General features: G+C 71.5%; 9 protein-coding genes. 5 read left to right on the plus strand and 4 right to left on the minus strand.

Translation table 11 applies throughout. The features are described from left to right. Window positions 1-182: 182 nt before the first annotated feature. The 5 genes from OG430_RS15405 to OG430_RS15425 all read left to right on the plus strand — a co-directional run bounded on the left by OG430_RS15405 (window position 183) and on the right by OG430_RS15425 (window position 6,342). The gene (locus OG430_RS15405; RefSeq protein ID WP_327353067.1) at window positions 183-2,099 is read left to right on the plus strand and encodes an ABC transporter substrate-binding protein; all 1,917 of its coding nucleotides are present in this window, start codon (window positions 183-185) and stop codon (window positions 2,097-2,099) included. Window positions 2,100-2,179: 80 nt separating this feature from the next. Further along, complete coding sequence (locus tag OG430_RS15410) at window positions 2,180-3,256, plus strand: ABC transporter permease (protein WP_327353068.1); 1,077 nt, start codon at window positions 2,180-2,182, stop codon at window positions 3,254-3,256. Window positions 3,257-3,390: 134 nt separating this feature from the next. After that, window positions 3,391-4,251 carry an ABC transporter permease gene (locus OG430_RS15415; RefSeq protein ID WP_327359106.1) on the plus strand — a complete coding sequence of 287 codons (861 nt, stop codon included), beginning with the start codon at window positions 3,391-3,393 and terminating at the stop codon, window positions 4,249-4,251. Beyond that, complete coding sequence (locus tag OG430_RS15420) at window positions 4,248-5,234, plus strand: ABC transporter ATP-binding protein (RefSeq protein ID WP_327353069.1); 987 nt, start codon at window positions 4,248-4,250, stop codon at window positions 5,232-5,234. Before OG430_RS15415 ends, OG430_RS15420 begins: the two co-directional genes overlap by 4 nt. A 124-nt stretch (window positions 5,235-5,358) precedes the next feature. Further along, window positions 5,359-6,342 carry an ABC transporter ATP-binding protein gene (locus tag OG430_RS15425; protein ID WP_327353070.1) on the plus strand — a complete coding sequence of 328 codons (984 nt, stop codon included), beginning with the start codon at window positions 5,359-5,361 and terminating at the stop codon, window positions 6,340-6,342. 133 nt (window positions 6,343-6,475) lie between these two features. On the opposite strand, the gene OG430_RS15430 is transcribed toward OG430_RS15425, so the two are convergent. The 4 genes from OG430_RS15430 to rbfA form a co-directional block, all read right to left on the minus strand. Then, window positions 6,476-7,435: a bifunctional riboflavin kinase/FAD synthetase gene (locus OG430_RS15430; RefSeq protein ID WP_327353071.1), complete on the minus strand. Its 960-nt coding sequence runs from the start codon at window positions 7,433-7,435 to the stop codon at window positions 6,476-6,478. A 343-nt stretch (window positions 7,436-7,778) separates the two neighbouring features. Further along, a complete protein-coding gene (locus tag OG430_RS15435; RefSeq protein ID WP_327353072.1) occupies window positions 7,779-11,723 on the minus strand; it encodes a trypsin-like peptidase domain-containing protein in 3,945 nt (1,314 codons plus the stop codon). A gap of 250 nt (window positions 11,724-11,973) precedes the next feature. Next, window positions 11,974-12,879, minus strand: coding sequence for a tRNA pseudouridine(55) synthase TruB (truB, locus tag OG430_RS15440; protein WP_327353073.1), 906 nt, complete (start codon window positions 12,877-12,879; stop codon window positions 11,974-11,976). Further along, window positions 12,876-13,322 carry a 30S ribosome-binding factor RbfA gene (rbfA, locus tag OG430_RS15445; protein WP_327353074.1) on the minus strand — a complete coding sequence of 149 codons (447 nt, stop codon included), beginning with the start codon at window positions 13,320-13,322 and terminating at the stop codon, window positions 12,876-12,878. Before rbfA ends, truB begins: the two co-directional genes overlap by 4 nt. Between the last annotated feature and the right edge of the window lie 15 nt (window positions 13,323-13,337).

A 13,337-nucleotide genomic window follows, 5' to 3' on the forward strand; every position in this document is an offset into this window, starting at 1 on the left:
CCTTCAAAGGGCTAGACCAATGAGGGAAGAAACCTTCAACTGCCCTGATCTTTCCGGGCGTTCCCGCAGGCCACGAGGGGTGAACTCGTCGTTGACATGTTTAGACCACCGCTGGTAGACACACTCCTCATTCAGCGAGCTGTTCCGAGCCATTGCGAGCGATGACGCGAGGTCACGACCCCATGGACACCAGAGATCAGCAAGACCGCACCACCAGAGTTCCCCGAACCACCCGCCGCCGAGCGCGAGTTCTGCTCGCTTCCGGCGCGGCGGCCTTCGCACTCACCGCGGGCCTCGTCGCACCGCAGCTTGCCCAGGCGGAAGCGCAGGCGGAACCGGCGGCCCAGGCGCCCGCCCAGAAGCAGGCAGCGGCCAAGAAGACCCTGACCGTCGCGGTCTCCCAGAGCGTCGACTCACTCAGCCCGTTCCTCGCCCAGCGCCTGGTCAGCACCAGCATCCACCGGCTGATGTACGAGTACCTGACCAACTACGACGCCAAGAACAACAAGGTCATCCCCGGTTTCGCCACCGAGTGGAAGCCCTCGGCCGACAAGCTGACCTGGACGTACAAGATCCGGGACGACTCGAAGTGGTCGGACGGCAAGCCCGCCACCGCCAAGGACGCGGCCTTCACCTTCAACAAGATGATGACGGACGAGGGCGCGGCCACCAGCAACGGCAGCTTCGTCGCCAACTTCAAGAAGGTGACCGCCCCGAGCCCCACCGAGCTGGTCGTCGAGCTCAAGGAACCGCAGGCCACGATGGCCTCCCTCGACATCCCGATCGTGCCCGAGCACATCTGGAAGGACGTCAAGGACTACTCGAAGTTCAACAACGACGAGACGTTCCCGATCGTCGGCAACGGCCCGTTCAAGCTGACCGAGTACAAGACGGACCAGTACGTGAAGCTCGAGGCCAACAAGAGCTTCTGGCGCGGGGCGCCGAAGTTCGACGAGCTGGTCTTCAAGACGTACAAGGACCAGGACGCGGCCGTCGCGGCTCTCAAGAAGGGCGAGGTGTCCTTCGTCGCGGGCTCGCCCGCGCTGACGCCCGCGCAGGCCGCGAGCCTCGATGGCCAGCCGAACATCAAGGTCAACGAGGGCCCCGGCCGGCGCTTCTTCGCCCTGGCCACCAACCCGGGCGCGCAGACCAAGGACGGCAAGAAGTTCGGCGACGGCCACCCGGCGCTGCTCGACCAGAAGGTGCGCCAGGCACTCTTCCTCTCCATCGACCGCAAGACCATCGTGGAGAAGGTCTTCCAGGACCACGCGGTCGAGGGCGAGGGCTACATTCCGCCGCGCTTCGGGTCGTACTTCTGGAAGCCGTCCGACAGTCAGAAGCTGAGTTACGACCCCGAGCGGGCGGCCAAGCTGCTCGACGAGGCGGGCTACGAGCTGAAGGACGGCAAGCGCGTCGGCAAGGACGGCAAGGCCCTGGACTTCCGCATCCTGTGCCACGCCACCGACCCGAATGACAAGGCCATCGGCAAGTACCTCAAGGAGTGGTGGGGCAAGCTCGGCATCGGCCTCAAGGTCAACTGCCTCGACGACGTCTCGGTGCCCTGGTACGCGGGTGAGTACGACCTCGCCTTCGACGGCTGGTCGGTCAACCCCGACCCGGACTTCGTCCTCGGCATCCACACCTGCGCCGCGCTGCCGGCCAAGGCGAAGGCGAGCGCCGCCACCGACAACTTCATCTGCGACAAGAAGTACGACGACCTCTACAAGAAGCAGCTCGCCGAGTACGACCCGGCCAAGCGCGCCGACCTCGTCAAGCAGATGCAGTCGTGGCTGTACGACTCGGGCTACATGAACGTCATCGCGTACCCGAACGCGGTGGAGGCGTACCGCACCGACCAGATCGCGTCGATCACGACGATGCCCGAGAAGTCCGGCAACATCTACGGCCAGGACGGGTACTGGAGTTGGTGGTCGGCGGTTCCGGCCGGCAGCGACGGCAAGGGCAACGCCGCAGCGGACAGCGACGACTCGAGCTCGGCCGGCGTGGTCATCGGGATCGCGATCGGGGTGATCGTGCTCGTGGGCGCCGGGGTGCTGGTCACGCTGCGTCGACGCCGTACGGCTGAAGACCGTGAGTAACGCGAAACATTTGGCCCCTCACGCGTAGTCATCAATGTGTAGGCGAAGACAACGGACGCACGAGTGACGAGAGTTCGCACATGACAGCTGAGAGCACTCCGGGGCTCGTGCACAGCGCGGAAGCCGACGGCCCGGTGAAGGCCGGGCCGTCGGCCGCGCACGGTCCACGGGCGCGCAACGCCAAGGCCTATCTGCGGTACGCGGCGGGGAAGATCGTGGGAGCGGCCGTCTCGCTCTTCGCCGTCCTCGTCACCAGCTTCTTCCTCTTCCGGCTGATCCCGAGCGACCCGGTCAAGCACATGACCGGCGGCCGCGCCGTCTCGAGCGAGCAACTCGAGGCGCTGCGGAGGCAGTTCGGGCTCGACCAACCCATGTGGCAGCAGTTCACGGACTATGTGGGCGATGCGCTGACGGGTGACTTCGGCCGCTCGTACCAGTTCCACGCGCCCGTCACCGACAAGATCGCCGAGGCGCTGCCCGCGACGCTGCTGCTCACCGGCACGGCGTACGTCCTGTTCACCGCGCTCGGCATCTGGCTCGGCACCCGGTCGGCCTGGCGCAGCGGCAGCAAGGGCGACCGCTTCCACAGCGCCCTCGCGCTGACGCTGTACTCGGTACCGGCGTTCTGGCTCGGGCTGCTGCTGATCATCGTCTTCTCGGTCGGTCTCGGGCCGATCCCGGGCATGTTCCCGACCGGCGGCCTCGAATCCGGCGGGGAGAGCGGATTCGCGTACGTCACCGACGTGGCGCACCACATGATCCTGCCGGTGATCACGCTGGTCGCGGTCGGCTATGCCCAGACGCTGCTCGTCATGCGGTCCTCGCTGCTCGACGAGATGGGCAGCGACTATCTGACGACGGCCCGCGCGAAGGGCCTCAGGGACGATGTCGTACGCCGCCGCCATGCCGTGCCCAACGCACTGCTGCCCACCTTCACCCTGATGTTCGTGAACCTCGGGCATGTGGTGGCGGGGCAGATCCTGGTCGAGACGGTGTTCTCCTGGCCGGGGCTCGGAGGTCTCTTCTACGAGGCGCTCAGCGGCCCCGACCTGCCGCTGGTCCAGGGCCTGTTCTTCGTCTTCGCCGCGGCGGTGATCCTGGCGAACACCCTCGCCGACATGCTGTATCCGCTGCTCGATCCCCGGGTGGGCCGATGACTGCCGAACCGCTCTCGAAGGAACCCCGCCCGGAGGGATCCCGCTCGGACGACCCCCTCTCAAAGGACGCGAAGGAATCCAAGGACGCGGGACCCGCCGTCCCGCAGAGCCCGCGCGCGCTCGCCTGGGCGAGGATGCGCCAGTCGCTGGCCCGCTTCTGGCGCGAGTACCGGACCCATCGCAGCGGCCTGTGGGGGCTCGGCCTGCTGGTCCTGATCGCCGGGGTCGCGCTGGCGGCGCCGCTGCTCGTGGGCGCGGACTCGGAGAGCGTCACCCAGGCGCCGGGCGGTCCGCTGGAGTCGCCCAGCGGTCAATTCCCGCTGGGCACCGACCAGTTCGGGCGCAGCGTCCTTGCCCTGATGGTGTGGGGCGCCCGGGTGTCGCTCACCGTGGGGCTGCTCGCGGCGTTCCTGTGCGTGGCGATCGGCACGATCGTGGGGATCGTCGCGGGGCACTTCCGCGGCTGGTACGCGACCGTCCTGATGCGGATCACCGACTGGTTCCTGGTGATGCCGACCCTGGTCCTCGCGATCGCCCTGGCCACCGTGATGGACCGCTCGCTGTGGACGGTGATCCTGGCGATCGGCGTGACGACCTGGCCGACCACGGCCCGTCTCGTACGCGCCCAGACCCTGGCCGTCGAGTCCCGCCCGTACATCGAACGGGCCCGCGCCCTGGGCGGTGGCCACGGCCACGTCATGCTCCGCCACGTCCTGCCGAACGTGATGCCGCTGGTCCTGGCCCAGACGACCCTGATCATCTCCAGCGCCATCCTCACCGAGGCGACCCTCGCCTTCCTCGGCCTCAGCGACCCCACGATCACCTCCTGGGGCGGCATGCTGCAGGACGCGCGCGAGGCGGGTGCGGTCAGCGCCGGGCACTGGTGGTACCTGGCGCCGCCCGGCATCGCGATCGCCCTGGTGGCGCTCTCCTTCACGCTCTGCGGCCGCGCCGTGGAGTCCGTACTCAATCCCAGGCTGGGGGTGGCCCGTTGAGCCTCTTGGACGTGACTGACCTGCACGTGACGTACGCGAACGGCGCCCAGGCCGTCCGCGGCGTGGACCTCACCCTCGACGCGGGCCAGAAGCTCGGCATCGCCGGCGAGTCCGGCTGCGGCAAGTCGACGCTGGCCCTGGCGCTGCTGCGGCTGCTGCCGGCCGACACGAAGGTGACCGGAGAGATCCTCCTCGACGGCGAGGACATCCTCACCATGAAGTGGGGCCGCCTGCGGGCGGTGCGCTGGGCGGGCGCGTCGATCGTCTTCCAGGGCGCCATGCACTCCCTCAATGCCGTGCACCGCATCGGCGACCAGATCGCCGAGCCGATCATCCTGCACAAGACGACTCCGGCGAGCGGCGTGAAGAAGCGGGTCGCCGAACTCCTGGAGCACGTGGGCCTGCCCGCCTCCCACGCCCAGGCCTACCCGCACGAGCTCTCCGGCGGCCAGCGCCAACGCGTCATGATCGCCATGGCGCTGGCCTGCGCGCCCCGCCTGATCATCGCGGACGAGCCGACGACGGCGCTCGACGTGATGATCCAGGCCCAGATCCTGCGCCTGATCGAGCAGTTGGTGGCCGAGCAGGACCTCGGCCTGATCATGATCAGCCACGACCTGGCGGTCCTCGCCGACACCTGCGACCGGCTCACCGTGATGTACGCGGGGCGGGTCGTGGAGGAGGGGCCCGCCGGGCAGGTCTACGAGGATGCGCTGCATCCGTACAGCAAGGCGCTCTCGGCTGCCTTCCCCCGGATCGGCGATCCGGCCTCCCGGTTCGCGCCGCGGGGGTTGCCGGGAGATCCGCCCGACCCTTCCGATCTGCCTTCGGGATGCACGTTTCATCCGCGGTGCCCGGTGGCGTTGGGGGTGTGCTCGGTGGAGGACCAGGGGTTGCGGGAGGCGGGTGCCGGTTCGGGCTCGGGTGCCGGTTCAGGATCGGGTTCGGATGAGGGGAGGCGGGCGGCTTGCGTCCATGTGTGAGGACCACTGCGGGCAACTGGGCAGCAGCTACTGCCGCGTGCAGGTGGACCGCACCTGTCCCCGCCCCGCTGCCGCAACGACAACCCCACCCAGCCCCGGTGCCGGGCACTCATAGGAGCGAGCCTTGACCACAGCACCTCTGCTCAGCGCAGCCGACGTCCACGTCACGTTCCCGCCCCGCCGCGGCAGCGCCCCCGCCAGGGCCGTGGACGGCGTGGACCTCGACATCCGCCCAGGCGAAATCGTCGCCCTGGTCGGCGAGTCCGGCTGCGGCAAGACGACCCTCGCCAGATCGCTGCTCGGACTCGTGAAGCCGACCGCAGGCCAAGTGAGCTTCGACGGAGCCCCGTTGACGTACCGCGGAAAGGCCCTCAAGGCCTACCGCAAGCGGGTCCAGCTCGTCCTGCAGGACCCGAGCGGCTCACTCAACCCCCGGCACACGGTGTACGACGCGGTCGCCGAGGGGCTCAGGATCCACGGGTACGCGGGTGACGAACGGGACGCCGTCGCGAATGCCCTGTCCCGCGCCGGGCTCCGGCCCCCGGAGCGGTTCTTCCTGCGCTACCCGCACGAGCTCTCCGGCGGCCAGCGCCAACGCGTGGTGATCGCGGGCGCGTTGGTCCTGGATCCCGAACTGATCGTGGCGGACGAGCCGGTGGCCTCGCTCGACGCGTCCGTACGGGGCGAGATCCTGGCCCTGCTGCTCTCACTGCGGGACAACCTGGGCCTGTCCGCGCTGGTCGTCACCCACGATCTGGGCCTGGCCTGGAACATCGCGGACCGAGTGGCGGTGATGTATCTGGGCCGGATCGTGGAGACGGGGTCGGTGGAAGAGGTACTGACCTCGCCCCAACACCCTTACACCCAGGCCCTGTTGTCGGTCCTGCCGGAGGCCCCGGGAGCTCCGGTCGTGCTGACCGGGGAGCCGCCGGATCCCGCACGGATCCCATCCGGGTGCCGCTTCCATGCCCGCTGCCAGGTCCTTGCGTCCGGCGAGGCCGAGCGGGCGGGGGTGGCATCCGATTGCCGTACGCGGGACCTGCCGGTGCTGTCGGGTGGGGCGGGGGCGCAGGTGGCGTGCCATTGGGCCGAGGCCGTGCGGGGTTGATTTCCCCTCCCCGCCCCTTCCCGAGAGTCCTCAATCAGCCCGTCCGGCGTTTGAGGACAAAGGGGGCCAGGGGCGAAGCCCCAGGCCGTCCGCAGGACTTTCGGGAAGGGGCGGGGAGGGGAAGAAAAAGCCCCTACGAACCCGCACTCTCCGCCTCAGCCACCAGCTCCCGACACCGCTTCACATCATCCGCCATGGCAACCAGCAGCCCGTCGAGCGAGTCGAACTTCAACTGCCCCCGCACGAACGCCAAGAAGTCCACGGCCACGTGCAGCCCGTACAGATCCAGCCCGACGCGATCGATCGCGTACGCCTCGACGGTCCGCTCCGTACCGTCGAACTGCGGATTCGTCCCGACCGAAATCGCAGCCGGCATCGCCTCGCCAGAGACGTGCAGCCACCCCGCGTACACCCCGTCCGCGGGAATCGCGGTGTGCGGCAACGTCTCCACATTGGCCGTGGGGAACCCGAGCTCACGCCCACGCTGAGCCCCGCGCACCACGACACCCTCGACCCGGTGCGGCCGCCCCAGAATCTCCGCGGCCCCCGAGACATCACCGGCCCCGACCAGCCGACGGGTCAGCGTCGACGAGAAGGGCTCGCCCCCGCCGGCCTCACCGCTGAGCGAGAGATCGATGACCTCGACCTCGTAGTCGTACGTCTGCCCGAGCTCGCTCAGCAACTCCACGTTGCCCGCGGCCTTGTACCCGAAGCGGAAGTTGGGCCCTTCGACGACCACGCGCGCGTGCAGCTTGTCCACGAGCACCTTGACGACGAAGTCGGCCGGGGAGAGCTTCGAGAACTCCGAGGTGAAGGGAAGGATCAGCACCGCGTCGACGCCCAACGAGGCCATCAGCTCGGCGCGCCGGTGATGCGGCGCGAGCAGCGGCGGGTGGCTGCCGGGGCGCACGACCTCGCTGGGGTGCGGGTCGAAGGTGACCACGACCGACGGCACCCCGAGCTCACGGGCCCGCTCCACGGCCCGGCCGATGATCAGCTGGTGGCCGCGGTGCACTCCGTCATAGGAGCCGATGGTGACGACGCTGCGCCCCCAGTCCTGGGGGATGTCCTCCAAGCCACGCCAGCGCTGCACGGTGTTTGCTCCTCGCCGAACCTGCGTACGTCTACGTCCGAGTACGTCCTGATGATTGCGCAGGTCTAAGAGTGCCATGCCGCTGCCGCACCGGTCGCATGGGGCCGCCTCGCCCTGGCCGGGCGCCGCGGGTGACGGGGTGGGCGCCACGGGGCTTCGCCCCGGACCCTTCTTCTTTGGGACTTCCCGCCGTTGCCGGGGGCGCTGCTCCCGGACCCCCGCTCCTCAAACGCCGGAGGGGCTGATTCTGGCCCGATCGCCGGTGGGGCGGAGGTTGGCCCGATCGCCAATGCCGAACAAGGGCTGACGATCGACCCGACCACCGGGACAAGCCGACCCCCGCCTACGCCGGAACCCGCACCCCCGCCAAACTCTCCACGGTCCGCCGCGCACTGGGCCCCACCACCGCAGCCCACTCCTGCGGCGCCTGCCCGATCCAGCGGGCGACCGAGGCGGCGAAGCCGGGCAGCCGGCGGGACAGGTCGACCAGGCGGCGGTCGAAACAGGCGGCGCCTTCGGGGGTGCGTACGAGCAGGAGCCCCACGCGGTGGACCAGGTCGCGCGCGCGTGCCTCGCCCCACCGCTCCCCGCCCTGCCCGGCGGCGTTCAGTACGGCGTCGAGGACCGCCAGATCTCGCTCCTGCTCGAGCAGGACTTCCAGGAGTTCGGCCCGCAGCGGCCGCGACGCGCGCCTGCCGGGCGCCGCGAGCACCGGGGCGAGGGCGATCCGAACCTGCACGGGCCTGGACTGCAGCAGTCCGCTGACCAGCGGAAAGAGCACCGCGCGTGCGGCCGGTCCGTGGTCGAGCCGACGGTCCAGGTACGCGGCGGCGTGGCTCGCGGCCTCGGGGCGCAGCTCGAGGAAGTCCCGTACGAGAACGGCGACCCGGCGGGCGAGGGCGGGCGTCGACACCTCGGCGAGCGTGCCGAGCACCTCGCCGGCCGCCGGTCCCGGCTCGTGCAGCCGGGCCTGGAAGGCGGCGAGGACCGGCTCGGGGTGGGTGGTGAGGGCGGCGGCGAGCGCGCTCGCGGGCAGCTGCGGGTCGCTGGCCGCGAACCGCCGCAGGGCGAGTGGCAGGTGCCGGGAACGGGTCTGCGGATCGCGTACGAGGAGCGCGAGAGCGGCGCCGTGCAGGGTGCAGTCGGCCGGGCGGGCGAGCAGGGCGAGGGCCGCGTAGCGCAGGAGGCCCCGGTCCGCCTCGGTGGTGACGTGCGGCGCCGCGCGCAGTCCGTACGCCGTGGCGGCCACGCGGCGCTCCGGCCGTTCGTCGTGCGCCCACCGGTCGACGGCGCGGCACACGGCCGACGGCTCCTCGTCGGCGAGCGCGGCGAGCAGTTCGTCGCCGTGCGGGTGCGCACAGTCCACGAGGGCCTCGGTGAGCTCGTCGATGGCCCGGTGCCGATGGGTGTGCAGGAGCGCCTGCGCGGCCCGCGCCACCGTGGCCTCGGGCGCTGCGGGCAGCGGCCGCGCATCGTTGAACCACCGTGTGAGCAGCGGCTGTACGATCCCGGGTTCGGCCCTGAGCCAGTCCCCGACGGCGTCCAGAGCGCGCTCATCGCCCGGCCTGCCGGGCCCCGCGTCGGCCACGACGAGACGGCGCAGCAGATCCATCCGGTCGGCGGCGGGCAGCGGCAGCCCCCGCCAGAACCAGGCCCCGAACTCCCCGAGCACACCCCGCACCTGCCCCCGCGCGGCGATCCGCTCGACCAGAAGGCGCAGCACCCCGAGGTAGGGCCGCGCGTCGGGCACCCGGGACAGAACCTCACCGAGCAACCGAACGGCCCACCAGGGGGCGTCCAGGGGGTGCAGATCCGACCGACCTGGGCGGGTCCCCGCCGGGGCCGTACCGGTGCCGCCCACCGCAGCGGAAGCGGAACCCGCACCCACCGTCCCCGCCCGCCCACTCCCCCGCCCTGCTTCCGGCCGGGCATCCCCACCCCACTGCGGCACCCGCCCCCGCGCCGGCACCTCGGCCACGTCGGGAGCCACACCCTTCACGCCTTCGCCGGCGCCGCCGTCGCGTACGTCACCGGAACCCCCTGACGCGGACCTGCCCTGTCCCGCGAACTCCTGAGCCGCATGCACCAACTCCTCCAGCCGCGCCGCCAGTTCGGCGCTCCCCTGCTGCCGCCCGAGCAGCAGCAACGCCTGCACCACCGGCCCGATCCGGTGCCGCGGCACCGGCAGCGAGCGCGCGGGACTCTGCGACGAAGGAGGCGAAGGAGGCGAAGGGGTCGGATCCGGAACCTGGGCGCCCCGCCACACCGAGCGCCCCGCCCTGCCCCGCCGACGCGGCGCGGGCCTCGGCTCCACCCGCTGGGGCGGCACCCGGCGCTCCTCTTCCGCCGCACGCCCGGCCTCCGCACCCGCCTCCCGCCACCGATGCACCAGCGCCTCCAGCGCCGCGTCCACATCCAGATGCATCCCCTGGATCCAGTCGGCCAGCTCCTCGTGCGCGAAGCGGTACCCCGCCCCCGCCGGCACAAGGAGACCCTCGGTGAGGGCCGCGGGGGCCCAGCCCGTCGACCACGGGAAGACGCTCTCGAAGGACTCCCGGTCCAACTCCCCCTGCCCCGGCCCGAGACAGCGCCTGGCCGCCTCGTGCACCTGCCCCGACACCCGCGCCGCGAGCCGCCGTACGGCCGTTCCCCGCAGGTTCTGCGCGGCGGCGAGACGTACCGCGATCCGCAGGCACACCAGGTCCAGATAGGCCGTGAAGACGTCCTCCCGCGTGGGCCGCCCGTCCGGCGGCACGGGCAGCGCGGCCCGCACCTCCCCCAGCAGTCGCAGCGCCAGCGGATGCCCGGCGTCCGCGGGCGCGAGCACGCCGTCCGGAATCCCGTGACGCGCGCGTGCCCGCCGCGCCTCCCGCTCCGTCAGATCACCGAGGCGTACGCAGCCGGGCAGCCGTGCGTCCGTCCCGTGCAGCGCCCCGGCCGGGAACAGCGCCCCCGCCTGCTCCCAGTACTCGGCCCGGCAGGCCACGACGAGCCGGGCCCCGGTCTCCCGCAGCCACCGCGCACTGCCCGCGCTCCACTCGGCGAGCCGGTGGGCAAGCACCGGCGGCATCTCCTCGGGGCAGTCGAGCAGCACGAGCAACGGCCGCCCGGCATCCCGCACCAGACGGGCCACCCGGTCGGGCCCGATGTCCCCGAGATCGGCCGAAGTGGGCTTCGCCACAGGGGACTTGGGCCGGGCCCGGTGCGGATGCGGCCCCGCATCGGCCACCTCCTCGCCCCACGCCACGCCCCGCTGCCCCTCCGAGGCCGCCACGATCCGCCCCGCGTCCCCCAGCGCCCGCCCCACCGCATCGGCCACCGAGACGTCGGAGTCCCGCAGCCCGGCCCCGCGCAGCCACACGGTCGGTGCGGGCTCGGCCCCACGGGCCCGGCGCCCGGCCAGCGCCGCCAGGGCGGTGGTGCGCCCGGACCCCGGATCGCCGACGAGCCCGAGAACGTACGCCCCGGAAGCACCCGCCACACCGGACATGCCGAACACGCCGGAGAGCGGCGAATCGACGAGGAAGGATGCGAACTCCCGCTCCACACCCGCCCGTTCGACCGGATCGCCGCCACCGTCGTCCCGCGGCCCGTCCGACCCCACCGACGTGGCGGTCAGCTGCAGCGCCCCCGCCAGATTGAGGTCCCGCCCGTACGCCGGCACGGTGGCCGCATTGCGGCACAGGAGCTCGTCCAGCGCCCCGCCGGGCCGCGCGGCGGCCGCCTCCCGCAGCGACACCGCGAAGCCCGCCGCGCGGTGCCCCGAGTGCAGCGCGGTCCCGAGCACACCGAGCACGGCCCCGGTGGCGGCGTCCACGACGGGCCCGCCCGCCGCTCCCGAGCCCAGCTGCAGCGCATCGCTGCCGTCGGTGCCGATCGCCAACTCCATTGCGGCGGGCAGCAGATGGAAGCGGTCGGTCGCGGTGTACGTCACCGACGCGGCCCCGGCGAGCACCCTCGCCTCGCGCCACCCGCGGGCGGCGATGCGCACATAGCTGCCCTCTTCGACGACCGGACGCAGACTGACGGGCAGCGGACACACCCCGAGCCCCTCGGTGCGGACGAGCGCGAGCGCGGCCTCCGGCAGCGGCACCACGGCGTCCGCGGTCACCACGCAGGTACGGCCCCCGGGCGCGTGCAGCACGATCTGGGCGAGGCCGTCGACGGCCTCGTGGCTGGTGATCAGCGTGCCGTGCTCATCGGCGACGAAGCCCGTCCCCCGCGGCCGCCCGGCAAGATCGCATATCCGGACCAGCTGCCCCCGCTCGCCGCGCCCCCCTCCAGCCATGCCAAGACCTCCCGCCGCGCCGCGTACTACCGACCGTAGGTAGGTAGTGATCAGCAGGACAGGAGGCCAACCGGATGCGCCCCCCAGCGCACCCCCGGTTCACTCCGAGCGCCTGCCCGATGGGGTGAATCGGGGCTTCGGAGTGGATAGACCCTGAGGGAGGGGGAGCGTGGAGCGGGCCCACCGACAGGCAAGCCCGCTCCACGGAAACGTACGCGGGAAGGACCGGAACGTACCCGGGAAAGGGCGCTCAGCCGAAGACGGCGAGGCTCTTCGCCTTCCCCTTGAGCGACTCGACCAGCGCGATCAGCGTGCCCTCGGGCCCGAACACGGCGACGGCCCGTCCGATGCCGTACTCGTCGGGCATGTCCACGCGTACGCCGTTGAGCAGCAGGTTGGCCCGCTTCTCGTCCACGTCCCAGCGGGGGAACGCGGCCTCGGCCGCCTCGCCGACCGGCATCACGGTCAGCTCCTCCTGGAGCTGGTCGAGGGTGCGGGCCGAGTCGAGCTTGTACGGGCCCACCCGGGTCCGCCGCAGCGCCGTGAGGTGGCCGCCGACCCCGAGGTCGGCGCCCAGGTCCCGGGCGAGCGCGCGGATGTACGTACCGGACGAGCAGACCACCGAGACGACCAGGTCCATGACGGGCGTGCCGTCCTCGGCGACCGCGTCCCGGACGTCGTACACCGTGAACGCGGAGATCTTCACCGGGCGGGCGGGAATCTCGAACTCCTCGCCCTCCCTGGCCCGCTTGTAGGAGCGCACACCGTTGATCTTGATGGCGCTGACCTTCGACGGGACCTGCATGATGTCGCCGCTGAGCTTGGCGATCCCGGCGTCGATGGCCTCGCGGGTCACCTTGGACGCGTCCGTGGACGAGGTGAGCTCGCCCTCCGCGTCATCCGTCAGGGTGTTCTGGCCGAGCCTGATGGTGCCGAGGTACTCCTTCTCGGTCAGCGCCAGGTGGCCGAGCAGCTTGGTCGCGCGCTCGACGCCCAGGACCAGGACCCCCGTGGCCATCGGGTCGAGCGTGCCGGCGTGGCCGACGCGGCGGGTCTTGGCGATCCCGCGCATCTTGGCGACGACGTCGTGCGAAGTGAAGCCGGACGGCTTGTCGACGATGACAAGGCCGTCCGGCGTCGTGGGCTTCTTGCTCATTCGGAGGCGTCGTCCTCGTCCTCGCCCGGCTTCTTGTACGGGTCCGCTTCACCCGCGTACTTGGCGCCCGAGGACGCCTGGCGCACCTCGGCGTCGGAGGCCCGCGCACGGTCGAGAAGGTTCTCGATCGTCTTCGCGTTCTCCGGCAGCGCGTCCGCCACGAAGGTCAGCGTCGGCGTGAACTTCGTGCCTGCCGCCGCACCCACCGCGGACCGCAGAACGCCCTTGGCGCTCTGCAGACCCGCGGCCACGCCGGCCCGGTCCTCGTCGTCGCCGTAGACCGTGTAGAAGACCGTGGCCTCCCGCAGGTCACCGGTGACCCGGGTGTCCGTGATGGTCACGTGAGTGCCCAGGCGGGGGTCCTTGATCCCGCGCTGCAGCTTCTCGGCCACCACTTCCCGGATGAGGTCCGCCAGCTTCTTCGCCCGCGCATTGTCGGCCACTGGTCCGTCTCCCTC

This window comes from Streptomyces sp. NBC_01304 (assembly GCF_035975855.1).
Lineage (GTDB): Bacteria > Actinomycetota > Actinomycetes > Streptomycetales > Streptomycetaceae > Streptomyces.

Coding starts and splice junctions, on each gene's coding strand:
- truB (WP_327353073.1), bottom strand. CDS start 12,879: ATGAGCAAGAAGCCCACGACGCCGGACGGCCTTGTCATCGTCGACAAG.
- OG430_RS15415 (WP_327359106.1), top strand. CDS start 3,391: ATGCGCCAGTCGCTGGCCCGCTTCTGGCGCGAGTACCGGACCCATCGC.
- OG430_RS15410 (WP_327353068.1), top strand. CDS start 2,180: ATGACAGCTGAGAGCACTCCGGGGCTCGTGCACAGCGCGGAAGCCGAC.
- OG430_RS15405 (WP_327353067.1), top strand. CDS start 183: ATGGACACCAGAGATCAGCAAGACCGCACCACCAGAGTTCCCCGAACC.
- OG430_RS15435 (WP_327353072.1), bottom strand. CDS start 11,723: ATGGCTGGAGGGGGGCGCGGCGAGCGGGGGCAGCTGGTCCGGATATGC.